Here is a 23,747-nt window from a genome sequence, read left to right as displayed (position 1 = left end):
CGGAGGCCGTCCCGGATTCGTCCGGGACGGCCTTTCGCGTGTTCGGGGCGCGGGGCATGCCGGGTGGTGCACCTGCCCGGCGGTGGGTAGGGGGTGCGCGATAGCCTGAACCCCGGAATATCTCGATAGCGAGAGAACCCGCGCGGCGGCGGGCCGGCGGTACAGGACCCAGCAGGAGAGAAGAAGAAGGCAATGACGCGCACCCCAGTCACCGTTACCGTCACCGGCGCCGCGGGCCAGATCGGCTACGCGCTGCTGTTCCGCATCGCGTCCGGGCACCTCCTCGGCGCGGACGTACCCGTACGCCTGCGCCTCCTGGAGATTCCGCAGGCGGTGAAGGCCGCCGAAGGCACCGCCATGGAGCTGGACGACTGCGCGTTCCCGCTGCTGTCCGGCATCGACATCTTCGACGACCCGGCCAAGGCGTTCGCGGGCGCGAACGTCGCGCTGCTGGTCGGCGCCCGCCCCCGGACGAAGGGCATGGAGCGCGGCGACCTGCTGGAGGCCAACGGCGGCATCTTCAAGCCGCAGGGCGAGGCGATCAACGCGGGCGCGGCGGACGACGTCAAGGTCCTGGTGGTCGGCAACCCGGCCAACACCAACGCCCTCATCGCGCAGCAGCACGCCCCGGACGTCCCGGCCGAGCGGTTCACCGCGATGACGCGTCTCGACCACAACCGCGCGCTGGCGCAGCTGTCGAAGAAGGCGGGCGTGTCCGTCGCCGACATCCGCAGGATGACGATCTGGGGCAACCACTCCGCGACGCAGTACCCGGACGTCTTCCACGCCGAGATCGCGGGCAAGAACGCGGCCGAGACGGTCAACGACCAGTCCTGGCTGGAGAACGACTTCATCCCGACCGTCGCCAAGCGCGGTGCGGCGATCATCGAGGCGCGCGGGGCCTCCTCGGCGGCGTCGGCGGCGTCCGCCGCGATCGACCACGTGCACACCTGGGTGAACGGCACCGCCGACGGCGACTGGACGTCGATGGCGGTCGTGTCCGACGGCTCCTACGGCGTGCCCGAGGGCCTGATCTCGTCCTTCCCGGTCACCACGAAGGACGGCAAGTGGGAGATCGTCCAGGGTCTGGAGATCGACGAGTTCTCCCGCGGCCGGATCGACGCGTCCGTCGCCGAGCTGTCGGAGGAGCGCGAGGCCGTCCGCAAGCTCGGCCTCATCTGACCTCGCACGGAACCGAGCCCCGGGCCGCGATGGCCCGGGGCTCGATCGTGCTCAGTTCTTCGCGACCTGTTTCTGAACGCGCTGCTTCAGTTGCGCGAGGGACCCGATCTGCTTCCACTCGCCTTCGAGTTCCTCGATTCCACCGAGGAGCCTGCCGCCGTCCTCGAAAATGATTCCCTGCACGTCCGGCGTCATGATCTTCGCACCCGCCGGAGCGCCCTTGACGCCGGCGCCGCCCGCCTGCGGCTGAAGGAAGAGCATGACGGTCGTGCCCTTCGGAATGGCCTTGTTCCATTCCTGGAGGGTGTATTCCGGGGTGCCGTTCGCGTCGTTGTAGCGCGGTCCCTGCCACAGCCCGACGTAGACGGCGCCGTCCTTGACCTGACCGGCGGCGCGCACCCGGTATTCGTCTGTGACGCGCACCTTCATGACGACCTGCAGGAGCCCCTGCTCGTCGCCCGCCTGAAGGGGGGCCTCGCCGCCCTGCTGGATGCCCTCGACCGTCCCCGCCGCGATCACGGCGTGGCGGCCGGTCTTGACCAGCGCCTCCGGTGACGCCGCGGGCTCGAAGTCGTGGTGTGACTCCCGCAGCGGGGAGACGTCGACCCGGGTCTGCCCGGACGCGGCGGGGGCGCCGCCGCTCTCTGCCGAACCGCATCCGGTGACGGCCAGCGCGGCGACCATGACGGGTGCGAGGATCCGTGCCCGCAACATTCTTCCCCCAGACCGTAATTCACTGCCGTGAGTTCGCATCGCCGACCCCATCAGAACCACCCGTTGATGTGGCCGCGGTGGTGGGACTCCCACGTCCGGATCCATGAACTGGTGACCGTGCCGACCCAGCCGGACCGCTGGCAGCTGCCGGTGTAGAGGTCGTTGTCGCCGCTGCCGTTCCGGTCGTCCCACGTCCGGTAATGGTTGAGTCCAAGGGTGTGCCCGAGCTCGTGGCAGGCGGTCTTCCGGTACTGCCGGTTGCGATGTGTCGAGCTCGAGTAATGGTCGCGCACGAGCGCGCCGTTGATCCGCACGAAGTAGCGGTCGCACTGCCCGTTCGACCATTTGACGACGCACCGCGCCGAACCGATCCAGCTGTCGCCGGTCCCGCCTTCTTCTCGCCACACCACGTCGGTCTGGCCGGCGCCGCTCAGATCGCAGGACGAGTGGTATTTGCGATCCGCCTGGGTGCTGTCGGTCATGTACTTCATGGCCGCGCTGATCCCGCTTCGCACGGCGCTGGAGGGTGTATCCACCGACCAGCAGTAGTTGTGATTACCCTTGTCCGGCCTGAAGTTGCTGTTGAAGGGCCACGTGTCCGCGGCAGCGGGTGCCGCGAAGGCCACGTGAACCACCGGCGCGGCGACGACGGCCCCCATGACGACACCGACGGATCGGGCTTTTCTCCAGCGCTTTAACGCCACTGGAATCCCCCATTCATCTCTCGAACTGCCCCCGGAACGTCCGCACGGAACGTCCACTCGAAGTGGCGATGGGTGGACCCAGTCGTGACTCTCAAGTCCGACCTATGTTGTCAACCCCCGCGATCATGAACATAACAGAAAATTTGTGGAGGAAAAGGGCGTGACCGTATGAGGTCAAATCACCGTGCTCAGGGCCTGAGCTGACCGTAAGTAACAATTCGCAGGTCACGGCACTGCTATTCGGGTCAAGGCGCGACCACCGGGTTGGTGGGCGCGTCGAGCCATATCCGCTGGTCGTCCGACGTGACTGTGAGCCCGAAGCGCATCAGCGGGGGACGCCTCCAGCGCAACCACTGGAAGTAGGCGGCCTCAACGCTCGTCCCACAGGCGCCGTGCCACGGCGGCCTCCGGCTCGCCGCGGATTGGCCTCCTCCGGCCGTTTGTCTCCGAGCCGCTCCTCTGCGTGACGAAGGTCGTGGAGGATCGCAGCGCGGGCGCCCGGCCGCGCGAGCGCCCGGCGCACCGTCGGCGGATCGCGGACACGGGAGAGTTCATGGGTGAGCTCGGGCTCGCAGAAAGCATCGAGGCACTCCGGGCCGAGTTGATGGAGGCTCTGGAGGCGGGAGGAGACGCGGAGTTCGGTTTCGGCGTCGGCCAGATCCAGCTCGAATTCCATGTGGGCGTCACGCGGCAGGCGGGCGGGTCGGGCAAGGCGAAGTTCTGGGTCCTCGAGCTGGGCGGCGACGGTTCGTACCGGCGGGAGGAGATCCACCGCGTCACGGTGACGCTGGAGCCGCCGCTCGACGACGACGGCCGTCCGATGAAGGTGACCCGCAGGCTCAGGGAAGAGCACTGAGATGCCCGAGCTGACGGCCCGCGCCGTCGAGGTGCTGCGCCGCGGCCCCGGCGGCGAACGGACCGTGGGCTCCGGCTTCCTGGTCGGAGGGCGGTGGGTGCTCTCGGCGGCGCACAACGTCCTGGACGCCGCGACCCTGCTGATCCGCCGGGTGGACGAGTCGGAGCATCCGGCCGAGCCGGTCATGGTGGACGAAGCCGGGGACATCGCCCTGCTGGCCGTGACCGGGGATCCACCGCCCGCCGGCCTGCCCCCGGTGCGTTTCGGGCGCGTCGACCGCTCGCGGGTGAGCGTGATCGACCCGTGCTGGACGATCGGTTACCCCAGATGGATGGAGTATCCGCGCGAGCCGGGCAAGGCCAGGCAGCGGGAGAGCGCCCAGCTGGACGGCGTCATCCCCACCGGCTCCAACCTGCGCACGGGGCTGATGGAGTTCCGCGTCGAGTCGGCGCCTCGTGCCGCCGATGGGCGGGCGATCAGCGAATGGCAGGGCATCTCCGGAGCGGTGGTGTTCGCCCAGGATCCGGAAGAGGGCGCGGTCGCCGTCGGTGTGGTGACGGAGCACTCCGCGGCGCAGGGGACCTCCGTCCTGATCGTCGCCCCGATCGACGGCTGGGCCGACGCGATGCGGCACGAACCCTGGGGTCGGGAACTCGGGCTGGATCGTCTGGTCGCTCTCCCGCGCCCGGTGGCCGTCGCGCCTCCGGCCCCGTCCGGGCTCATGAACCTGGAAAGGTCGCTTTCGGACTTCACGGACCGGGACGAGGTCATCGAGGACGCGACGGCCCGGCTCACCGAGCGGCTGACCCAGACCTGTCCGGTGGTGGTGTTCCACGGTATGGCGGGGGTCGGGAAGACCGAGCTGGCCAACGAGCTCGCGCACAGGCTCGCCGCCACGTTCACCCATGCGCGGATCCGCGTGGACGTCGCCGCGGCCGCGACCGAGGAGGCGGCCATGATGGCGGTGCTGGCCGCGTTCGGCGTGCGGTACTCCAAGGTGCCGGATCCCAACGCGCGCAGGCGGAAGTACCAGGAGCTTTGGGGAAAGGGCCCGAGCCTGCTCCTGCTCGACAACGTGTCCGATGCGGGGGAGGCCAAGCCGCTGCTGCCGACGTCCCCCGGCGCGGCCACGATCGTGACCAGCAGGACGAAGCTGGCCTCGTTGAGCGGTGCCCGCCGGCTCCCCGTCCACCCGCTGCCCGACCCCGACGCGCTCCAGCTGCTCGACCGGCTCGTGGAGTCGGAGGCCGTGGCACGCGACCGGCCGTCCATGGAAGAGATCGTCCGGCTGCTGGCCGGGCTTCCGCTGGCGATACGCATCGCCGGGACGCACATCACGAGGACCGACGTCTCGTTCGCACGCTACTCTTCCGACCTCAGGGATGAGGCCGGGCGGCTGGCCCACCTCGACGATGCGGACAGGGGAGTGCGCGGCAGCTTCGAGCTCAGCTACCGGTCCCTTGGATCCGGCACGGCACGGCTGTTCCGCCACCTGGGCGTCCTGGCGGGCCGGGACTTCACCGCCGATGTGGTCGCACGGGCCGGGGACGTCGCCGTCGCGGACGCCGAGCGCATGCTCTGGGAGCTGGCGGACCGCCATCTGATCGAGGTCGCGGGCGACGGCCGCTACCGGCTCCACGACCTGCTGCGGCTGTACGCGAAGGAGCGCATGGCGGCCGAGGAGTCGCCGGCCGACCGGCGCGAGGCGTTCCGCCGTTCGCTGACCTGGTACGGCGACCGCATGCACGCGTGGATGTCGCGGCCGGGCGCGCACGAGCAGCCGCCGGCCGAGGCGATCGCGTGGTTCGCGCACGAGTCCCTCAACGTGCAGGCGAGCGTGCGGGCCGCGGCGGAGGCGGAGGAGTACGAGCTCGTCGTCCGGATGGCGGAATCCCTCTACGGCCTGCTGTTCTACCGCGCCCACTGGGAGGAGATGGCGGCGGTCAAGGACCTCGCCGTCCAGGCGGCCCGGCATGTCGGCGACGCCCCGGCCGAGCTGGGGTCGCTGATCCACCTCGCCGAGGCGCGCCGGATCATCGGGCGCGGCGCGGAGGCGCCACCGCTCTACGAGCGGGCGCTGGAGGTCGTCCGCACCATGGACGACCCGGGCAAGGAGGCGTGGGTGCTGGTCCACTTCGGCGACTTCCAGTGCGATCTCGATCAGCCTGAGCAGGCCCTCGACCGCTATGCCGAGGCGCAGGCCATCTACAGGGCCCGGGACGACGAGGCGGGCGAGATCTGGCTGGCCGCGCACACCGCCGACGCCTACCGCCAGCTCGGCCGGTACGCGGACGCGGCCCGCGTCCTGGAGCGGGCGATGGCGATCGCCGAGCGGCGCGACGACCGCGACGGGGTCATCTGGTGCGCCTGGCACCTGGCGCTGGCCTACGACGGCCTCGGACGTTTCGCCGACGCCGAGGAAGTGCTCACCCCGGCCATCGATTTCCATCGCGAAATCGAGAACAAGGCGGGGCTGGCCACCATGCTACGCATTCTGGGCGACGTCCACCGCCATGCCGGACGTCCTGACAAGGCCCGGCCGGCCTACTCCGAAGCCCTAGACCTGCTAATCGAGATTGATGCCCCCAGCAGAGTCCGCGAACTGCGAGAACTCCTGGCGAACCTCCCCCGAAACGACGACCACCGGCCATAGGCGGCGGCGAAACCCGTTATTCTGACCCCCGCTGCCGGCGTGTCTGACTTCTGACAGTTCGCGAGTCAAAAGTGGAGATCGATATCGCATGAGTCCTCCGAACCGGGTCGAGCAGGCCCTGGGAACGAAGACCGACCATTCGCCCGCACCGCCCACGCAGGGATCGGTGCCGCCGTCCGCAAGGCCCGTGCCGCCGAAGTCGCCGTTCGGGAGCATGCCGGTCTCGACGGGGTCCGACGAGGTCCGCTTCAAGCCGCAGGACGTTTCGCGGCTGGGCGACCGGCTCGTCACCGAACTGGGAGACGACCTGAGCCAGGCACGGCGCCACGTGAACGCCGCCCCCCGCCAAGTTGAGGCACAAGCGTTCACGACGTTCTGTGCCCACCTGGCTCATGCGTACGTCCAAGGCACGGAGTACGCGGACGTCGACCTAGTGACCAAGCTGCGCCACCTGAAGGAATTCCAGGACGGACTGAAGACGACCGCCAAGGTCGTCCAGATGGCGGACGACAAGAGCGCGCCGAAGACGCGGTGATTTCGCGTCCCGAGTAGAGACGGGTGTTTCATGGCTCCCAGCGGTATGTCCCACCTGGCCGAGGTGGGCAAGATCGCATTAGACCTTTCGACGGTCGCCGCCTTCCTGATACCCGCGGCCTGGTCGTCGGTGGCGGTCATGTACATGGCCCAGTCGGACCCCGCCCAACTATGGGACGCGGCGCAGGACTGGAAGAAGACCGTCGACAAGATCAAGTCGGCGCGGGACAAGATCGACGACGAACTGCGCACGCTGCCGGAGGACAGCTGGTACGGCAAGGACCGCGACGCCTTCGAGAAGAAGATGAACGACTACGCCAACCAGCTGATGCTGGCTTTCGCGTACGTGTTCGTCATGTTCATCGTCCTCACGATCATGGCGCTGCTGATCGCCGTGTTCATCATGACGATGCTGGCGTGCGCACTCATCCTCGCCTTCTTCGCCGCATGGGTGTTGATCGCGCGGCTTCTGGTGCCTGTGCCCGGGTACGGTCAGGCGTACCTCGCGGCCACGGAGGCCTCCGCGCGGAGTGCCGCCTCTAGTGTGCGGCACGTCCTCCGCACAGGTGAGGGGGTGCTGCAGAAGGCGGGCACGGCGTGTGCGGCGGCCATCGCCGCCGCCACCGGGGTCGACGTGGTCGGCCAGATGCTCACCGGCAACACCAACGCCTTCCCGGACTTCTTCGAGGCGCAGGTACGCAGCCTCGATGACGTGGCCATCAGCAGGCTCGCCCTCGTCGAGCAGAAACTCACCGGGCAGTTCATGCGCGGCCGGGCCTTCGGCGGCACCGGATACGGGAAGTTCCGCCTGCCCATGGTTCGTCTCCCGCAGCAGTACAGGAGCCTGTGGTCGGGCCTCGGCGGCGCCAAGGGTGTCGCGGACACCGGAATTCCCTACGCACCCGAGGGCGTCGCGAACCCAGGGGCGCCGTGGATCAACAAGGGAATCACTTCGGTCACCGGAAAAGAGGGCTACGGGGACGGCTACGTCGAGCGAACCAACCCGATTCCGGCCGACACCGACAAGGGGCTCGACTGATGACCGCTCCCGGAGGTTTCAGGGTCGTCCTTCAGAACCCGAAGCGGGATGCGCCCGTCACGCTCGCCGTTCTGGTGTTCCTGTGCGCCCTCTGTATCTGGGGCGTGGTGGCGGTCGACAACTTCTGGCGCTACGTGCTGGCCGTGTTGGCCGTCGTGCTGGTCGCATTGCTTCCGCTGCTCGTCGTCCAGCTCCTGCCCGGGAGGGAATTTCTCACCTACATCGATGATCGAGGGCTGATCGTGACAAACGGCAAGCGGCCTGAGGAGATCCTTCCGGCCGAGCGGTTCCGGCGGTTCGAGGTCGTCGACCCTGGGGGCGGTGGGCCGGTGACGCTGAAGCTGAGTTACAGCAATGATGGTGACTACGAACCGTCGAGGCAGATCCGGAGAATGGAGGAGTCTCCGGGGCGCCTCTTGCTCGCGATGATCCAGGACGAGGAGGGGGGCGGGTCCCTCAGCCTGGAGGATCTGTGGCGGCTGCGGCGGTTCGTTGAGGAGACGGGCGTTGGGACGTGGTCGGAGCAGACCCGCCCTTACTGAGCCCTGGCGGGCCTTTCACCGTTGCTGGAAGGCCCGGCGCATGCTGTCGATGATCGCGGTGGTCTCGTGCAGCGTGCTCTCGAACGTCGAGTGCAGGTCGGTGACGAAGGCGGCGGCCTCTTCAGCGCTGGGCGGCTCCGCCATCTGGTCGCCGTTCGGCCCGAACGATTCGGCCGTCAGTTCGCCGACCTCCCGTTCGAACTCCCGCTGGGCGTCCCGCACGGTGTCGGTGATCCGTTCACCGAGTTCGGCGGCGGGCATACGCAGTGCTCTCGGGTCCAGGACGACGCCGGCCAGCCCCGCGCTGGTCCACTGCGCTTTAACCCGCCCGTCGGCGGATTCGGCCTCGGTCTTCAGTTCGTCGATCCGGCGGCGCAGCTCTTCCGACCTGGTGGCGTACTGCTGGGCGCCATTGGCCAGGGCACCGAAATCGAAGTCCATGAACGTCCTTTGAGTGAATATGGCGGTCAGTGGCTGCGCAGGGCCTGGAGTTCGGCGGCGATCTCGGCGGCTATCGCCAGGGCCATGAGGGAGTATCGCCAGCGTTCGCTGTCATCGGGGCATTGGATTGTCATCATGCCGCCGCCGCCCTCCGAGATGTGTCCGATGGGCGTGTCATTCGGGTCCATGACCTTGAACGAGGTGTAGGTGAAGTCGCCGTGAATGGTGCCGAAGGGCTCGTCGTTCGGATCGACCACCTGGAACACGTTCGTTGTCAGGCGCTTTCTCCCGGTACGTCGTAGCGCTGCGATCCGGTTGCCGGAGGGGTCCTCGATCGGGAGGAGGTCGATGTCCGGTGTCCGCTGCTGGGGCATCTGGAACAACGGGCTTCTCTCTGGGGCCAGGACTCGTATCTCTGGGGCGGATGAGCGGAACATGTCGCGGAAAGACCAGCGCGGACGTTCGATGAACGCGAACGCGTCCCCTCTCCAATCCACGAACTTGTTATCGGTCATCAGGAATTGGCGCCTGTCGGTTCCTTGGGGGGTCATCGTCCGCCTTCGGCTCGGGCTGGGCATGCTCCGACAGGGCGCGGGGTGCGGCGTCCCAGCATAGTGGTCGTAATCGGCGCGCCCAGGCGGGTCGAACCGATCGGTGTCAGGGGCGGTCATGCCGGGGTCGCCACTCGCTGGTCATGCGGTGGGTACTCGGCGTACTGGATGCCTAAATGATCTGTGGGAGCCGGTATCGGTCGCTAGGGTGTGATCGCCCGTAAAGGTGATCGGGGAGGCATGTCGGTGGCAGAACAGGCATTTCAGGTCGACTTGCGTGGCGTGGTGGATCTGCTGAGCCGGCACCTCTACGCGAGCCCGCGGGTCTATCTGCGTGAGCTGCTGCAGAACGCGGTGGACGCGATCACGGCGCGTGGCGGGGGCGGCGGACGGGTCGAGATCGAGACCGGCGGCGGGACGCTGCGCGTCCATGACGACGGGATCGGGCTCACCGGCGACGAGGTCCACACGCTGCTCGCGACGATCGGCCGCTCGTCCAAGCGCGACGAGCTGGGGTTCGCGCGGCACGACTTCCTCGGCCAGTTCGGGATCGGGCTGCTGTCGGCGTTCCTCGTCGCCGACGAGATAGAGGTCGTGACCCGCTCCGCGAAGGGCGGGGACGCGGTCCGCTGGACGGGGCTGTCCGGCGGCAGCTACCGGGTCGAGCCCGCCGAGCGTGATCAGCCGGGGACGACGGTCTCGCTGCGGGCGCGCCCGGGGTCGGCGGAGCTGCTCAGCCCGGAGGTCGTCGCGGAACTCGCCCGCACGTACGGGTCGCTGCTCCCGGTCGAGCTGACCGTGGACGGCGTGCCGATCACCGGTGGCGGGCCGCCCTGGCAGGTCGCCCATCCCGATCCGGCGTCCCGGCGGCGGGCGCTTGAGCGGTACTGCGAGGAGCTTTACGGGTTCACGCCGTTTGATGTCGTCGACCTGGACGTGCCAGAGGCCGGGCTGACGGGTGTCGCGTTCGTGCTGCCGCAGCCTGTTTCGCCTGCTGCGCGTGCCTCGCACCGTGTTTATCTGAAGCGGATGCTGCTGGCGGAGAACGTTGAGGGTCTCCTTCCGGAGTGGGCGTTCTTCGCGCGGTGTGTCGTGGACGCGGGGGAGCTGCGTCCGACCGCCAGCCGCGAGGCGCTCTACGAGGACGAGCTGCTCGACTCGGCGCGGCAGGGCCTCGGGGACGTGCTGCGGCAGTGGCTGGTGAAGCTGTCGGAGACCGATCCGGGGCGGCTGCGGGCATTCCTGCGGCTGCATCAGCTCGGCGTGAAGGCGATGGCGCTGCACGACGACGAGATGCTCCGGATCGTGGACCGGTGGCTGGAGTACGAGACGTCCGCCGGGCCGATGACGCTGCACGAGTTCCGCCGCCGCCACCCGGACGGCCGGTTCACCCCGGACGTGGACGAGTTCCGGCGGCTGTCGGCGGTGGCGGGCGCGCAGGGCGTCGGCCTCGTCAACGGCGGCTACGTCCACGACACCGAGATCATCGAGCGGCTGCCCGCGCTCGACCCCGACATCCGGCTGGCCCGGCTCGACGCGGCGATGCTGACGACCACGTTCGGCGTCCTCGACCCGGCGGCGGAGCTGCGGCTGCGGCCGTTCCTCGCGGCGGCGCAGCGGGCGGTGGAGCGGCTCGGCTGCGAGGTCGTGGTCCGCGAGTTCGATCCGGCGTCGCTGCCCGCCCTGTATCTGACCAGCCGCGACGCGCAGTTCCAGGAGGAGCTGACGCGGGCGCGGGAGGAGGCCGACGAGCTGTGGGCCGACGTGCTGGGCGCGGTCAACGCCACGACGGGCACCGAACGCCCGCAGCTGGTGCTCAACCACCGCAACCCGCTGGCGCGGCGCGTCACGTCGCTCGGCGATGACGGGCTGGTGGAGCTGGCCGTCCAGGCGCTGTACGGGCAGGCGCTGCTGCTCGGCCACCATCCGCTGCGGCCCGCCGACACGGCGGTGCTGAACCGTTCCTTCATCGGCCTGCTCGAATGGGCCGTCCACTCCCCGGAGGCCCCCCGTGAGCACGGATGACGTCTATGCGCTGATGGCGCGGTCGCAGGAACTGCCCTACGGCGAGGCGCGGACCGTCCTGGTCGAGGACGCGCTGCGCCGTGCCGAGGCGGCGGGCGACGAGGTGCTGGCGTTCCACGTCCGGGTCCGGCTGACCGACGCCTACCGGTACGGCGGCGAGCCCGTGAAGGCGTTCGCGACGTTCAGCCGGTCGCTCGCCGACCACGACCGCGATCCCGGCCGGTTCGACGAGACGCACAGCCTGCTGTGGCAGATGAAGGCGATCGTCAGCTCGCTCACGCTGTTCCCGGAGATCCCGCTCGACCGGGCCTACTCGGTCCTGGACGACATGGAGCGCCGCTACAAGGCGGGCGGGCACAGCCTCCAGGCGGTGTACCACTACCGCAACGTCGTGGCGCGGCACGTCGGCGACGGCTCGGCGGACGAGTGGTACGCGAAATGGCGCGCGGCCGAACGGGACGAGCTGTCCGACTGCGAGGGCTGCGACCCGACCGGCATGGCCCGCCATCTGGTCGAGGCGGGACGGCACGAGGAGGCGTTCGAGATCGCCGCGCCGGTGCTGAACGCGACCCTGCGCTGCAACGAGCAGCCGCAGTCGATCCAGACCGCGCTGCTGCCGGTGTACCTGCGGACGGGCCGTGCCGAGCAGGCCGCGGACGCGCATCGCCGCGCGTACCGGGTGCACCGGACCCGGCTCGCCGATCTGAGCGACATCGCCGAGCACCTGGAGTTCTGCGCGATCACGGGCAACGAGGCGCGCGGGCTGGAGATCCTCCAGCGGCATCTCGGGTGGCTGGACCGGGTGCCGAGCGCCCACGCGGAGATGCAGTTCTGCGCGGCGGCGGCGCTCGTCCTCGGGCGGGCCACGGCGGCGGGGCACGGCGCGGCGACCGTGCGGCGGCCCGCGGCGGACGGCCGCCCGGCGGCGGACGTCCCGCTGGCCGGCCTGCGCACCGAGCTGGCGGAGCGCGCGACGGAGCTGGCGGGCCGGTTCGACGCCCGCAACGAGACGTCCCATCAGGGTGATCTGGTGCGGGCCGTGCTGGGGGCGGAGCCGGTCGCCGAGTTCGTCCCGCTGGCGGCGCACCACCGCCGCCCGGCCCCGGCCGCCGCCCCCGCGGCACCGCCGCAGCCCGTCCCCGACGAGGACCTGTCCGGGGAGACGGACCTTGACGCGCTCCTGGACATCGCCGACGCGCGCCGCACCCACCGCGACATTCACCGGTCGATCGCCGCGTGGCGGCGGTTCGACGTCCTCGCCGAGAAGGCGGAGCCGACGCCGCTGCAGAAGGCTCGCCGCCTGGACGGCAAGGCCGTCGAGCATGCCGTCGCGGAGGAGTGGGCGCCCGCCGCGTCGTTCCTGGAGGCGGCCGGCGAGCTGTTCGGCGAGCTGGGCGACGAGACGCGCCGGCACCGGGTGCTCGGCCGCCTCGGCGCGATCCGTGTCCGCCTGAACGACCAGCGCGGCCCCGACGAGATGATCACCGCCGCCGAGTACTTCACGAGCAACCCGACCGGCGAGGGCGACGCCACCAGCGCGCTGCTGCGCCTCGCCACCAGCTACGTGGAGCTTGAGCGTCCGGCGGAGGCGCTGGCGACGCTCGACCGGGTGGACCCGGACGACCGTCCCGGCAGCGCCGGCGAGATGTGGTTCGTGCGCGGGCAGGCGCTGCTGTGGTCCGAGGACCCCGAGGGGGCGGTCGCGGCGCTGCGCCGCTCCGCCGAGGCCGCCCGCGCGGGCGACGATCCGGAGCTCGTCGCCGCGCCCGTGCTGCTCCTCGCCCGCACCCTCGCCCGCATGGAGGGCGGCCCGGACGACGAGGTGATCGCCCTGATCGACGAGGGGCTCGCGGTGCTGTCCGGCCCGTCGCCGATGCGCGCCGCGGCGCACTCCGAGCGGGGGCTCGCGCTCCTCGCGCTGGACCGTCCGGCCGACGCCGTCGCCGACCTCGCCGAGGGCATCGCGGGCTGGGCCGCGGAGGGCCTGCACGAGCAGGCGATCCACCTGCGCGTCGACCTCGCCGCCGCGTACCTGTCGACGGACCGCCACCTGGAGGCCGCCGAGACCGCCGAGGAGGCGCTTCCGGCGCTGACCGCCCCGGAGCACGCGGGTATGGAGCGGCGCTGCCGGCTGATCCTCGCGCACGCGCAGAAGGGGCTGGGCGAGGAGCACGCCGCCACGTTGTTCACGTCCCTAGCCCAGGACGCCGCCGGCGAGGACCAGCACGACGCCGCCGCGCACTTCCTGTACGAGGCCGGCGAGGTCCTGTCGAACCTCGACCAGGACGCCGTGGCCGCCGAACGGTTCGCGGAGGCCGCCGAGGCGTACGAGAAGGCGGGCGACCCGTACGGCGTCGTCCGCGCCGGGCGCCGCCGGTCGATGTCCCTGCTGTGGAGCGGCGACACCGGCGAGGCCGTCACGGTCGTGGCCGCGGCCCGCGCCGCGCTCGCGGGACTGCCGCCGGACAACGAGACCGCCCGCGTCTGGGAGACCGCGCTCGTCGCCTTCGACGAGGCCCGCATCCTCGCCCAGGCCGGCCGCCTGCCCGAGGCGGTGTCGACCGCGACCGCCGCCGTGGACGGCTTCGCCGCCCTGGACCAGACCGAGGCCGCCGAGGAGGCCGCCAGGCTCCGCGACGACATCGCCGCCGCTATGAAGCAGTGATCCGCGCGGCCGAGCCGGACGGGACGGCGTCGAGGAACTCCGGCGCCGTCCAGCCGCGCCTGGCGTAGGCGGCGGTGATCGCGTCCCGGACACGGTCGGCCTTTTCGGCGGGGACCAGGACGATCATCGAGCCGCCGAACCCGCCGCCGACCATCCGCCCGCCCCGCGCGCCCGCCCGCAACGCCGCGTCGACGGCCGCGTCCGCCTCGGGCCAGGACACCTCGAACTGGTCGCGCAGGGACAGGTGCGACGCGTTCAGCATCGCGCCCAGCTCCGCGACGGCCCCTGCGCGCAGCAGCCCCACCGCCGCCTCGACGCGATGGTTCTCGGTGACGACATGCTGGACGCGGCGCCGCAGCACCGGATCGCGGAGCGTGCCGAGCGCGCCCGCGAGGTCCCTGACGTCGCGGAGCGCCTCCACGCCGAGCGCCGCCGCGGCCGCCTCGCACTCGGCGCGCCGCGTGCCGTACTCGCCGCCGGTCAGCGCGTGCGAGGCCCGCGTGTCGACCACCAGCAGCGCCAGCCCGGACGCCGCCGGATCGAACGGGACCTGCCCCGACAGGCCGCTGCGGCAGTCGAGCATCAGCGCGTGCCCGGCCTTGCACAGCAGCGACGCGGACTGGTCCATCAGCCCGCACGGCATGCCGACCTGCTCGTTCTCCGCCCGCTGCGCCAGCCGCGCCAGCTCGGGACGATCGATCCGGATGCCGTACAGCTCGCAGAGCGCCAGCGCGGTCGCGCACTCCAGCGCGGCCGACGACGACAGCCCCGCCCCCTGCGGCAGGTCGGAGTCGATCAGCAGCGACGCGCCGCCCACCCCGTGCTCCCGCAGCACCCGCGCGACGCCGACCGGGTACGCCGCCCACGCGCGCTCGGCCGGCCAGCCCTCGGACACGACCGTCCCGCCGTCGATCGGCGCGGTCACCCCTGCACGAGCCTGGTGCGAGCGGACTTCGAGGACGCCGTCGTCGCGCCGCGCCGCCGCCACCGACACCCCGAGCGGCAGCGCGAACGGCAGCACGAGCCCGCCGTTGTAGTCGGTGTGCTCGCCGATCAGGTTGACGCGTCCGGGCGCGTACCAGACGCCTTCCGGCTCGCGCCCGTAGGCGGCTGCGAAGCCGGCCCCGAGCCGGGGGGTCATCGCGACCGGAGGAAGGTCCACGCGTCGTCGACCATGGTGCGCAGGTCGCGCTCCGGCTTCCAGCCCAGCTCCGCCTGGATCTTGTCGGACGAGGCGACCAGCACGGCCGGGTCCCCGGCGCGGCGCGGCGCGACCTCCGCGAGGATCTCGCGTCCGGTGACCTCGCGGCACACGTCCACGACCTCCTTGACGGAGTTCCCCGTGCCGCTGCCCAGGTTGAAGATCTGGTGCGTGCCGGGCGCGCAGGCGTCCAGCGCGAGCAGGTGGGCGCGGCCGAGGTCGGTCACGTGGATGTAGTCGCGGATGCAGGTGCCGTCCGGCGTCGGGTAGTCGTCGCCGAACATCTGCACCGCCGCGCCGTCCCCCTGTGCGATCTTCAGCACGTTCGGGATCAGGTGCGTCTCGACGGTGTGCCGCTCGCCGAGCCGCCCGTACGCGCCCGCCACGTTGAAGTACCGCAGCGACACCCCGCCGATGCCGTGCAGCCGCGCGTACTCGGCCAGCGCCGTGTCGATCGCCAGCTTGGACGCGCCGTACGGGTTCGTCGGACGGGTCGGGTCGGTCTCCAGGATCGGCGTCGACTCCGGCTCCCCGTAGACGGCGGCCGTCGAGGAGAACACGATCCGCGGGACGCCCGCGACGCGCATCGCCTCCAGCAGCGCCAGCGACTCGCCGAGGTTCTTGTCCCAGTACAGGCCGGGCTTCTCCACCGACTCGCCCACCAGGGACTTGGCGGCGAAGTGCAGGACCGCCTCGAACCCGGCGCCGGCCAGCACGTCCTGGGCCGTGTCGCGGAGCGTGCCGCGCACGAGGCGGGCGCCTTCCGGGACGCTGTCCTCGTGCCCGGTGGACACGTCGTCCAGCACGACGACCTCGTGCCCCGCCTCCAGGAGCAGGGCGGAAACGACGCTGCCGACGTAGCCTGCGCCTCCGGTGACGAGCAGCTTCACGGACGGACCTCCAAAACACACGACACTGTGACGGCGGGGTGAGGCCAGGCTATCCGCTGCGCCGAACGGGGAAGGGTGAAGTGCATGGACCGGACGCCGCCGCGGGCGCCCCGGGGGGTCGCGCGCCCCCTGGTGTGGCTGCTGTCGAGCTCGACCAACCTCGTCGTCCGGCTGTCCGGCGGCGACCCCGGCGCGCTCCGCGAGGAGCTGACGGCGGAGCGGATGCGGGCGCTCGTGGCGGAGAACACGCAGCTCACGGCAGAGGAGCGGGCGCTGATCGGGGAGGTGTTCGCGGCGGGGGAGCGGCCGCTGCGGGAGGTGCTCGTCCCGCGCACCGAGGTCGTGTTCCTGGACGCGGCGCTCCCGCTGACCGCCGCCGCGCGGCTGGCCGCCGGGAGCCCGCACTCCCGGTTTCCGGTCTGCCGCGAGTCCCACGACGAGGTGATCGGCTTCGTCCATATCCGCGACCTGCTGGCCCCCGATCTGCCGGAACGGGACGAGCCGGTCGGTGATCTCGTGCGGGCGGTGAAGTTCCTGCCGTCGTCCAAGCGGGTGCTGCCGGCGCTGTCGGAGATGCGCCGGGAGGGCTGCCATCTGGCGATCGTCATGGACGAGTACGGCGGCGTCGCCGGGATCGTCACGCTGGAGGACCTTGTGGAGGAGCTGATCGGGGACATCCGCGACGAATATGATGTCCAGGACGCGCAGGCACGGCGCCTGCACGGCGGTGTGGTCGAGGTCGACGGCCTGCTCAACCTGGACGACTTCGCCGCCGAGACCGGCATCCGGCTCCCCGCCGGGCCCTACGAGACGGTCGCCGGGCACATCATGGCGGTACTGCGCCGCGTGCCCGCCGAGGGCGACTCGGTGGAGGCCGGCGGCCACCGGCTCGCGGTGGCCCGGATGGACGGCCGCCGGGTGGCCCGCGTGCGCGTCACCCCGCGGGCGACGCCGCAGGCCGTCACGGCGGCGCCCGTCACCCCGGCCGCGACCCCGCGGGCGGGCACCGGCGAAACCGCCGCCGGCGCTGCCGCCAGCAGCGCCACCGGGGCCGCCACGAGCGGCGCCACCCGCGGCGGGGCCCCAGGCGACACCTGAGAGAATCGGTCCGTGCACATGCCCGAAGCGTCCAGCCCAGCAGCAGCGACCAGCCCGTCCCAGCAGACGGGCGGGGCCGTCAAGCCCCGCGTGCTGTCCGGCATCCAGCCCACCGCCGACTCGTTCCACCTCGGCAATTACCTGGGCGCATTGCGGCAGTGGGTCGCGATGCAGCACACGCATGACGCCTTCTACTGCGTGGTCGACCTGCACGCGATCACCGTCGAGCACGACCCGGCGGTGCTGCGCCGCCGGACGAAGGTCGCCGTCGCGCAGCTCCTCGCGATGGGCCTGGACCCCGAGCGCGCCACCGTGTTCGTGCAGAGCCACGTCCCCGAGCACGCGGAGCTGGCGTGGGTGCTGGGCTGCCTCACCGGGTTCGGCGAGGCCGGGCGCATGACCCAGTTCAAGGACAAGTCGTCCAAGCAGGGGACGAGCGGCACCACGGTCGGGCTGTTCACGTACCCGATCTTGCAGGCGGCCGACATCCTGCTGTACTCGCCGGAGCCCGGCGAGGGGGACCGGGCGCTGCGCGTGCCCGTGGGCGAGGACCAGCGGCAGCATCTGGAGCTGACCCGCGTCCTCGCGCAGCGGTTCAACCACCGGTTCGGCGAGACGTTCGTCCCACCGGAGGCGCACATCCCGCAGGGCGCCGCGAAGATCACCGATCTGCAGGAGCCCGAGGCCAAGATGAGCAAGTCGGCCTCCTCCCCGCAGGGGATCATCGACGTGCTGGAGGAGCCCGGCCCGATGCGCAAGAAGATCATGCGCGCGGTCACCGACACCGGCACCGAGGTCCTGTACGACGAGGAGAAGAAGGCCGGGATCACCAACCTCCTGCGGATCTATGCGGCGCTGGACGGCGCGTCCGTGCAGGAGTTGGAGGCCCGCTACGCGGGCTCCGGGTACGGGCAGTTCAAGAAGGACCTCGCGCAGCTCGTCGTCGACACCTTCACGCCGATCAGGGAACGCACGCTGAAGCTGCTGGACGACGAGAAGCAGCTCGACCGTGTCCTCGCGCTGGGCGCCGCACGCGCGTCCACGGTCGCCGCGCGGACGCTGGAGACCGTCCGCGACCGGGTGGGATTCGTGGGACGTGGTCGCTGACCGCCCGTCCGGCGACGCCGCCGCGGAGGGCCCCGGGGAGGCGCCCTCCGCGCGCGCGGACCGGCCGCCGGCCGCCGCGCGGGTCCCGGCGACGGCCCCGGGCGTCCGCGCGATCGGCGTCGCGATCCCGATCCCCGATCCGCACGGCGCGCTGCTGCAGGCCAAGCGCGCCTCGTTCGGCGACCCGCTGGCGACCGCGATCCCGACGCACATCACGCTGCTCCCGCCGACCGAGGTGCACGAGTCGGCGCTCGGCGTGATCGAGGACCATCTGCGGGAGATCGCCCGGACCGAGGAGCCCTTCCAGATCAAGCTCCGCGGAAGCGGAACGTTCCGGCCGGTCTCCCCGGTCGTGTTCGTCGCGCTCGCCGAAGGAATCGGTGGTTGCGAACGCGTCCAGGCGAGGGTTCTGTCGGGTCCGCTGGCCCGCCCGCTGCCGTTCCCCTACCACCCGCACGTCACCATCGCCCACCACCTGCCCGACGACGTCATGGACAAGGCGTTCAAGGAGCTCGCGAGCTACAGCGCCGACTTCGACGCGTGGGGCTTCTCCCTCTACGAGCACGGCATGGACGGCGTCTGGCGCCCCCAGCGCGACTTCGTCTTCACCGGACGCGGCACCTGACGGTATTTGGGAGCCTTTAACGCCCGATTACCGTCCGCGGCATCTCCTGACCGCGAGTGGGTACGCCCGGTACATGCGGCAGGTGATCAACCGGGTTCAGCGGGGGAGCGAGGCGCTGTTCGGCCGCGGCAAGAGCCTGCTCCGGGACGCCCGCCGGCGCCGCCCCTGGCTCGACCACCAGGCGCGGGCGTTCAACCGGTACCGGGAACGGCGCGGTGACCGGCTCGCCGCCGCCCTCACCTGCTACGGCTTCCTGTCGTTCTTCCCGCTGCTGGCGCTGGCGTACTCGCTGCTCGGCTACCTCGTGGGCGTCAGCTCGGAGGCGCGCGACTACTTCGTCCGGGCGGTGAACTCGCTGCTGCCCGGGCTGTCCGAGGAGCTCCAGGTCGAGCAGATCGCGCAGTCCAAGACGGCGGTCGGGATCATCGGCCTGGCCGCGCTGCTGGTCACCGGGCAGAGCTGGGTGCAGGTCCTGCGCGAGGGGCTCCGCGACATGTGGGGCAACGAGCCGGGCGGCGGCGGGAACTACGCCGTGAAGCGGCTGTGGGACCTGGCCGTCCTGGCGTTCCTCGGCGCGGTCCTGATCTGCGGGATGGCGGTCTCGACGGTCACGACGTCGGCCACGCACTCCGTCCTCGGCTGGTTCGGGCTGGAGGACGTCACCGGCGCGGGCACCGGGCTGCGGCTGCTGTCGCTCGCCTGCGCGACCGCGTTCAACACCGTGGTCTTCCTGGTGCTGTTCACCCGCCTGTCGGGCACGCGGGCGCCCTGGCGGCGGATCTTCCGCGGCGCGCTGTTCGGGGCCGTCGGCTTCGAGCTGCTGAAGCTGATCGCGACGCTGCTGATCGCGCGGACGACGGCGAACCCGGTCTACGGGGCGTTCGCCGTCCTCGTCGGGCTGATGGTGTGGATCAACATCGTGTCGCGCTTCACGCTGTTCGCCGCCGCGTGGACGGCCACCCGCCGCGTCGTCCTCACCGCCGACGCCGACAACCCGGAGAAGGCCGACCCGCCCGTGCACGACGCCCCCGCCGAGCCGCCGGCTCAGGACCAGAAGGCGTCGTCGGCGTACTGATCCTCCGCCAGCGTGCGGATCTCGGTGATCTTCCCGTCCACGATGCGGAACAAGTCGACCGCGCGGCCGTCCAGGACGCGTCCCGGCCGCCCCGGCCGCTCGGCATAGGTCTGGACGAGTCCCACGCCGTACTCCTCGTTCGCCATCACCGCGTACGGCTCCGCGCGGAACGTCCCGCCGGACAGCTCGAACAGCCGGACGTAGAAGCCGAGGACCTCCTCCGCCGTCCGGTACTCCCCGCACAGCGGGCCGCGTCCCGGGACGCGGTGCACGACGTTCTCGGCGAGCAGCCCGCGGATGGACGCCGTGTCGCCCTTCGCGAAGGCGGTGTAGCCGTCCTTCAGCAGGGTCACGTTCGGATGTTCAGGTGTGCAGTCGCCGAACACCCCGCGAGCGTAAGCCCGCCCGCGCCGGTCGGGCCAGGGCGCGGGAAGGCCCCTGAGCGAACCTTTACCCCGCCCTGGCGGGCCTCAGCGGGACTCCAGGCGGCGACGGCGGCGCAGCACGACGAACAGGGACACGATGGCCAGCAGCGCGCCGACCGCCCCGCCGCCGATGAGCAGCCACGTCCTGGACGCGTCGTCGGAGGCGAGCGGCGCGTCCGGCAGCACCCCGTCGGCGGCGGCGTCCTTCTTGCCCTTGTCCCGCTCCGGGGTGCCGGGGGCGACGAGCGCGCCGACCGGCTCGACCTTGCCGCGGGCGGCGAAGCCCCAGTTCAGCAGCTCGGTCGCGTACTCCGACGGCGGCCGGTCGGCCTTCATCAGCGAGATCACGATCGTGTGGCCGCCGCGCCGCGCCTGGGCGACGAAGGTCTGCTGCGCGGCGATCGTGTAGCCGTTCTTGCCGCCGAGCATCCCCGTGTAGGCGTGCCGCTCGCCCGGCATCATGCGGTTGTGGGTGTGGATCGGGTACCCGCCGACCTTCTTGCCCGCCTTGCGTTCCTTCTTCGTCGGCGGCGCGGGGAACTTGTGGTCGATCGCCTGCATGTACTGCCGGTAGGCGGGGTTCTTCATCCCCTCGCGCAGGATCAGCGCCAGATCGTAGGCGGAGGTGTGCTGGGTGCGGACGCTCAGCCCGAGGTCCTTGTCCAGCCCGTTCGGCGACCCGGCCAGGGTGTCGAGGGCGTTGATCCGCTTGGCCTCGGCGTTCATGTCGGCGAGCGTCCGCTTCATGCCGCCGTGCGCCTCGGCCAGCGTCACCGAGGCGTCGTTGGCCGACATCATCAGCATCGCGTGGAACAGGTCGGAGACCTTGTAGCTCATCTTCGGGGTGAGGCCGACCTTGGTGCCCTCGACGTTGCAGGCCTGCTGCGACGGCCGGACGAGCCGGTTCGGGTCCAGCTTGGGGACGAGGGCCAGCGCGGTCAGCGTCTTGATCGTGCTGGCGGGCAGGTACCGGCCGTGCGGGTCCTTGGCGGCGAGGACGTCGCCGGTGTCGGCGTCCGCGATCAGGTACGAGCCCGCCTTGATCTTCGGCAGCGCGGGGACGCCGGGCGCCTTGTTCAGGACGATCCCGCGCCCGGCGAGCTGCGGCCCGCCGACCGTCTCCTCCGGCGCGGCCCCGGCCTGCCGCGGGAGGGGCGCCGCCGTCGCCGGGGCGGCCGTGAAGGCGGGGCCCGTGGCGAGGGACGCCGAGGTCAGTGGCACTGTGATCATCGTCAGGGCGCGGCGGACGCTGGTCCGCTCTCGCCGCTCTGCTCGCAAGCTTCCGACGCTCCTCGATCCCGTGGAAGCCCGATCGCTCCCGACGCGCGTACGCGTGACGCCCATGGCTCCCCCGAAGACTAGGCGACGTATCCGGCGAAGGGGTACCCAGACGCGAACACGGCAAGCGCGGTACGTAGGCGACGCCGGGCGCACTGGGGAGCACCGAGGGACGCCACGGTATGTAAGGGACGACCGCTATCGGTGACACACCGTCATCGACGGTATTTTGGGACGGACTGACTAGTTCGATCGGATGGTGCCGCAGACAAGATCAATGACCGAAAGGTAGGGCCTCCGGGTGCTCGCCGACCGTCCGCATGAGTCAATTGGACCGCAAAGGGCATGGAGACCGGGCAGCGCGGGAACCGCGGACGCCATCATGGAGCGAACACGTGAACACGTGACCTGGACCGGCGTTTGTCCAGGCTTAGGGACCCGCTGGCTTGAATTGCGCCACGTGCCACGCAACGACCTGCAAGGATTGTGGACGGAGGTTGGCCGTGGCCATTGACTTCAACGCATCGGACGGGGCGACGCTCGGTGTCGAGTGGGAGATCCAGCTCGTCGATGCGGAGACGAGGCACCTGCGGCAGGACGCACGCGAGGTGCTCGCCGCCCTGCCATCGCTCAGCCTGGACGGTGAGAATCCGCCGGTCCGCCACGAGCTGATGGAGTCCACGGTCGAGGTCGTGACCGGTATCTCCCACACGGTCGGTGAGGCCAAGGCCGACCTGACCGGGACGCTCGCCGCCCTCCGCACCGCCGCCGCCGAACGCGGCATCGCGCTCGCCTGCACGGGCACCCACCCGATCAGCGACTGGCGCGACGCGGTCATGGCGCCGATGCGGCGCTACGCCGAGCTCATCGAGGAGATGCAGTGGCTGGCGCGGCGCATCCAGACGTTCGGCGTTCACGTCCATGTCGGGGTCTCCGACGGTGAGCGGGCGGTCCCGATCGTCAACGCCCTGTCCTCCTACCTTCCGCATTTCCTGGCGCTGACCGCGTCCAGCCCGTTCTGGAGCGGCAGCGACACCGGGTTGGCGTCGTGCAGGGCGGTCGTGTTCGGCCAGCTCCCGACGGCCGGGCCTCCCCACTTGCTGGACGACTGGGCGGCGTTCGAGGATTACATGGACACGCTGCTTCGTTCTGGAACTATCCGCAGCATCAAGGAAGTCTGGTGGGACATCCGGCCACATCCGGACTTCGGCACCGTCGAGATCAGGATGTTCGACGGCATCCCGACGCTGCGGGAGGTCGGCATGGCCGCGGCTCTCTGCCAGAGCCTGGTCACGATGTTCGAGCAGCAGCTCGACCGCGGGTACACGCTGCCCCGCCCGGCCGCCTGGGTGGTGCGCGACAACAAGTGGCGCGCGACCCGCTACGGGCTCGACGCCATCGTCATCACCGACGACAGCGGGAACACCGCCCCGCTCCGCGACGACCTGTACGAGCTGATCAGGGAGCTGGAGCCGGTGGCCGACCGGCTCGGCTGCGCCGAGGAGCTCAAGGTGGCCGGCGAGGTCCTGGAGCACGGGGCCCCGTACGAGCGCCAGCGCGCCATCCGCGCCGAGGGCGGGACGCTGGAGAACATCGTCGACGCGGCGATCGTCGAACTCGCGGAGGACAGGTTCGTCACACTGGGGGAGGTCGCTCATGCCGGCGCCTGAGGAACCGGCCGTCCCGGGGAACCCGCCCGGTGCCGCCGTCCCCGCCCACGAGGCGGCTCCCGTCCACGAGGCGCCGCCCGTGGCGCCGCCCGCCCGCGAGCCGTTTCCCGGCCGCGCGGCCCGCCGCACGGCGGACTCCAGCGAAGACAACGAAGACAACACGGTGACAACAGGGCGGAGGCCCTCCGGCTCCGCCGTCGCACAGGGGGCGCACATGACACATCCGAGGCCCGGGGTGATGCCTGGCCTTGAACCACCCACCGCCTCGGGGCCCGCGGGCTCCGGGCGCCGTGACGAGGCGGTCCCGCCGTCCGGGCCGGTGGCCCGCGACACGGCCGCCAGGGCGTCCGCGGCGGGGAGTCCGCCCGGTGGCGAGGACGTGCCGCAGAACATTCCGGGCAAAAGCGTCCAGGAAGGAACGGTCCCGGACGAAACTCTGGCGCAGCCCGTGACGGGCGAGATCGTCCCGGTG

Annotated in this window: 21 protein-coding genes; 13 read left to right on the top strand and 8 right to left on the bottom strand. The window is 71.1% G+C overall.

The genetic code is table 11. The annotated features are described in order from the left end of the window. Positions 1-192: 192 nt before the first annotated feature. Entirely contained in the window at positions 193-1,182 is a 990-nt protein-coding gene (locus ACH34S_RS04675; RefSeq protein ID WP_395951109.1) for a malate dehydrogenase, read from the top strand. A gap of 51 nt (positions 1,183-1,233) precedes the next feature. Here the strand turns inward: ACH34S_RS04675 and ACH34S_RS04670 are convergent, their stop codons facing one another. Beyond that, positions 1,234-1,896: a hypothetical protein gene (locus ACH34S_RS04670; protein ID WP_395951108.1), complete on the bottom strand. Its 663-nt coding sequence runs from the start codon at positions 1,894-1,896 to the stop codon at positions 1,234-1,236. A gap of 50 nt (positions 1,897-1,946) precedes the next feature. Then, complete coding sequence (locus ACH34S_RS04665) at positions 1,947-2,555, bottom strand: hypothetical protein (RefSeq protein WP_395951107.1); 609 nt, start codon at positions 2,553-2,555, stop codon at positions 1,947-1,949. 508 nt (positions 2,556-3,063) lie between these two features. Here ACH34S_RS04665 and ACH34S_RS04660 point away from each other — a divergent pair. The 5 genes from ACH34S_RS04660 to ACH34S_RS04640 all read left to right on the top strand — a co-directional run bounded on the left by ACH34S_RS04660 (position 3,064) and on the right by ACH34S_RS04640 (position 8,224). Next, positions 3,064-3,456 carry a trypco2 family protein gene (locus tag ACH34S_RS04660; protein ID WP_395951106.1) on the top strand — a complete coding sequence of 131 codons (393 nt, stop codon included), beginning with the start codon at positions 3,064-3,066 and terminating at the stop codon, positions 3,454-3,456. A gap of 1 nt (position 3,457) precedes the next feature. Further along, entirely contained in the window at positions 3,458-6,109 is a 2,652-nt protein-coding gene (locus tag ACH34S_RS04655) for a tetratricopeptide repeat protein (RefSeq protein WP_395951105.1), read from the top strand. A gap of 88 nt (positions 6,110-6,197) precedes the next feature. Further along, positions 6,198-6,644 (top strand): hypothetical protein, encoded by a 447-nt coding sequence (locus ACH34S_RS04650; protein ID WP_395951104.1) that lies wholly within the window; start codon positions 6,198-6,200, stop codon positions 6,642-6,644. A 30-nt stretch (positions 6,645-6,674) separates the two neighbouring features. Then, positions 6,675-7,682: a WXG100 family type VII secretion target gene (locus ACH34S_RS04645; protein WP_395951103.1), complete on the top strand. Its 1,008-nt coding sequence runs from the start codon at positions 6,675-6,677 to the stop codon at positions 7,680-7,682. Beyond that, positions 7,682-8,224, top strand: a complete 543-nt coding sequence (locus ACH34S_RS04640; RefSeq protein WP_395951102.1) for a hypothetical protein — start codon at positions 7,682-7,684, stop codon at positions 8,222-8,224. The genes ACH34S_RS04645 and ACH34S_RS04640 overlap by 1 nt, the downstream gene beginning before the upstream one ends. Before the next feature lie 15 nt (positions 8,225-8,239). Here the strand turns inward: ACH34S_RS04640 and ACH34S_RS04635 are convergent, their stop codons facing one another. Together ACH34S_RS04635 and ACH34S_RS04630 are read right to left on the bottom strand one after the other, a co-directional pair. Further along, entirely contained in the window at positions 8,240-8,665 is a 426-nt protein-coding gene (locus ACH34S_RS04635; protein WP_395951101.1) for a YbaB/EbfC family nucleoid-associated protein, read from the bottom strand. A 26-nt stretch (positions 8,666-8,691) separates the two neighbouring features. Next, positions 8,692-9,180 (bottom strand): hypothetical protein, encoded by a 489-nt coding sequence (locus tag ACH34S_RS04630; protein WP_395951100.1) that lies wholly within the window; start codon positions 9,178-9,180, stop codon positions 8,692-8,694. 276 nt (positions 9,181-9,456) lie between these two features. Here ACH34S_RS04630 and ACH34S_RS04625 point away from each other — a divergent pair, with 276 nt between their 5' ends. Continuing rightward, positions 9,457-11,241: an HSP90 family protein gene (locus tag ACH34S_RS04625; RefSeq protein WP_395951099.1), complete on the top strand. Its 1,785-nt coding sequence runs from the start codon at positions 9,457-9,459 to the stop codon at positions 11,239-11,241. Beyond that, on the top strand, positions 11,228-13,906 hold the full coding sequence (locus ACH34S_RS04620) for a hypothetical protein (protein WP_395951098.1): 2,679 nt from the start codon (positions 11,228-11,230) through the stop codon (positions 13,904-13,906). The genes ACH34S_RS04625 and ACH34S_RS04620 overlap by 14 nt, the downstream gene beginning before the upstream one ends. On the opposite strand, the gene galK is transcribed toward ACH34S_RS04620, so the two are convergent. Continuing rightward, positions 13,893-15,047 carry a galactokinase gene (galK, locus tag ACH34S_RS04615; protein WP_395951445.1) on the bottom strand — a complete coding sequence of 385 codons (1,155 nt, stop codon included), beginning with the start codon at positions 15,045-15,047 and terminating at the stop codon, positions 13,893-13,895. The two genes, ACH34S_RS04620 and galK, sit on opposite strands and share 14 nt — an antisense overlap. Beyond that, complete coding sequence (gene galE / locus ACH34S_RS04610; RefSeq protein ID WP_395951097.1) at positions 15,044-15,997, bottom strand: UDP-glucose 4-epimerase GalE; 954 nt, start codon at positions 15,995-15,997, stop codon at positions 15,044-15,046. Before galE ends, galK begins: the two co-directional genes overlap by 4 nt. A gap of 84 nt (positions 15,998-16,081) precedes the next feature. Here galE and ACH34S_RS04605 point away from each other — a divergent pair, with 84 nt between their 5' ends. From ACH34S_RS04605 to ACH34S_RS04590, 4 genes are all read left to right on the top strand, one after another. Next, positions 16,082-17,095: a hemolysin family protein gene (locus ACH34S_RS04605; RefSeq protein WP_395951096.1), complete on the top strand. Its 1,014-nt coding sequence runs from the start codon at positions 16,082-16,084 to the stop codon at positions 17,093-17,095. A gap of 18 nt (positions 17,096-17,113) precedes the next feature. Next, the gene (gene trpS, locus ACH34S_RS04600) at positions 17,114-18,202 is read left to right on the top strand and encodes a tryptophan--tRNA ligase (RefSeq protein WP_395951444.1); all 1,089 of its coding nucleotides are present in this window, start codon (positions 17,114-17,116) and stop codon (positions 18,200-18,202) included. After that, complete coding sequence (locus ACH34S_RS04595; protein WP_395951095.1) at positions 18,192-18,827, top strand: 2'-5' RNA ligase family protein; 636 nt, start codon at positions 18,192-18,194, stop codon at positions 18,825-18,827. Before trpS ends, ACH34S_RS04595 begins: the two co-directional genes overlap by 11 nt. Positions 18,828-18,900: 73 nt before the next feature. Beyond that, positions 18,901-19,902, top strand: coding sequence for a YihY/virulence factor BrkB family protein (locus tag ACH34S_RS04590; RefSeq protein ID WP_395951094.1), 1,002 nt, complete (start codon positions 18,901-18,903; stop codon positions 19,900-19,902). Here the strand turns inward: ACH34S_RS04590 and ACH34S_RS04585 are convergent. Beyond that, positions 19,872-20,255, bottom strand: coding sequence for a nuclear transport factor 2 family protein (locus ACH34S_RS04585; protein ID WP_395951093.1), 384 nt, complete (start codon positions 20,253-20,255; stop codon positions 19,872-19,874). The two genes, ACH34S_RS04590 and ACH34S_RS04585, sit on opposite strands and share 31 nt — an antisense overlap. A gap of 117 nt (positions 20,256-20,372) precedes the next feature. Continuing rightward, positions 20,373-21,557, bottom strand: a complete 1,185-nt coding sequence (locus tag ACH34S_RS04580) for a D-alanyl-D-alanine carboxypeptidase family protein (protein WP_395951443.1) — start codon at positions 21,555-21,557, stop codon at positions 20,373-20,375. A 551-nt stretch (positions 21,558-22,108) separates the two neighbouring features. On the opposite strand from ACH34S_RS04580, the gene ACH34S_RS04575 reads away from it, so the two are divergent. Then, the gene (locus tag ACH34S_RS04575; RefSeq protein ID WP_395951092.1) at positions 22,109-23,275 is read left to right on the top strand and encodes a glutamate--cysteine ligase; all 1,167 of its coding nucleotides are present in this window, start codon (positions 22,109-22,111) and stop codon (positions 23,273-23,275) included. Positions 23,276-23,747: the final 472 nt, after the last annotated feature.

The organism is Actinomadura sp. 3N508, assembly GCF_044326375.1.
Taxonomy (GTDB): Bacteria; Actinomycetota; Actinomycetes; order Streptosporangiales; family Streptosporangiaceae; genus Spirillospora.
Note: the sequence above shows the minus strand (reverse complement) of the source record. Positions and strands in the feature narration are given on the sequence as shown.

Bases quoted from the DNA above. Each gene is read 5' to 3' on its own strand.
- ACH34S_RS04675 (WP_395951109.1), top strand. From the start codon at position 193: ATGACGCGCACCCCAGTCACCGTTACCGTCACCGGCGCCGCGGGCCAG.
- ACH34S_RS04670 (WP_395951108.1), bottom strand. From the start codon at position 1,896: ATGTTGCGGGCACGGATCCTCGCACCCGTCATGGTCGCCGCGCTGGCC.
- ACH34S_RS04665 (WP_395951107.1), bottom strand. From the start codon at position 2,555: ATGGGGGCCGTCGTCGCCGCGCCGGTGGTTCACGTGGCCTTCGCGGCA.
- ACH34S_RS04655 (WP_395951105.1), top strand. From the start codon at position 3,458: ATGCCCGAGCTGACGGCCCGCGCCGTCGAGGTGCTGCGCCGCGGCCCC.
- ACH34S_RS04650 (WP_395951104.1), top strand. From the start codon at position 6,198: ATGAGTCCTCCGAACCGGGTCGAGCAGGCCCTGGGAACGAAGACCGAC.
- ACH34S_RS04645 (WP_395951103.1), top strand. From the start codon at position 6,675: ATGGCTCCCAGCGGTATGTCCCACCTGGCCGAGGTGGGCAAGATCGCA.
- ACH34S_RS04640 (WP_395951102.1), top strand. From the start codon at position 7,682: ATGACCGCTCCCGGAGGTTTCAGGGTCGTCCTTCAGAACCCGAAGCGG.
- ACH34S_RS04635 (WP_395951101.1), bottom strand. From the start codon at position 8,665: ATGGACTTCGATTTCGGTGCCCTGGCCAATGGCGCCCAGCAGTACGCC.
- ACH34S_RS04630 (WP_395951100.1), bottom strand. From the start codon at position 9,180: ATGACCGATAACAAGTTCGTGGATTGGAGAGGGGACGCGTTCGCGTTC.
- ACH34S_RS04625 (WP_395951099.1), top strand. From the start codon at position 9,457: ATGTCGGTGGCAGAACAGGCATTTCAGGTCGACTTGCGTGGCGTGGTG.
- galK (WP_395951445.1), bottom strand. From the start codon at position 15,047: ATGACCCCCCGGCTCGGGGCCGGCTTCGCAGCCGCCTACGGGCGCGAG.
- ACH34S_RS04605 (WP_395951096.1), top strand. From the start codon at position 16,082: ATGGACCGGACGCCGCCGCGGGCGCCCCGGGGGGTCGCGCGCCCCCTG.
- trpS (WP_395951444.1), top strand. From the start codon at position 17,114: ATGCCCGAAGCGTCCAGCCCAGCAGCAGCGACCAGCCCGTCCCAGCAG.
- ACH34S_RS04590 (WP_395951094.1), top strand. From the start codon at position 18,901: ATGCGGCAGGTGATCAACCGGGTTCAGCGGGGGAGCGAGGCGCTGTTC.
- ACH34S_RS04580 (WP_395951443.1), bottom strand. From the start codon at position 21,557: ATGATCACAGTGCCACTGACCTCGGCGTCCCTCGCCACGGGCCCCGCC.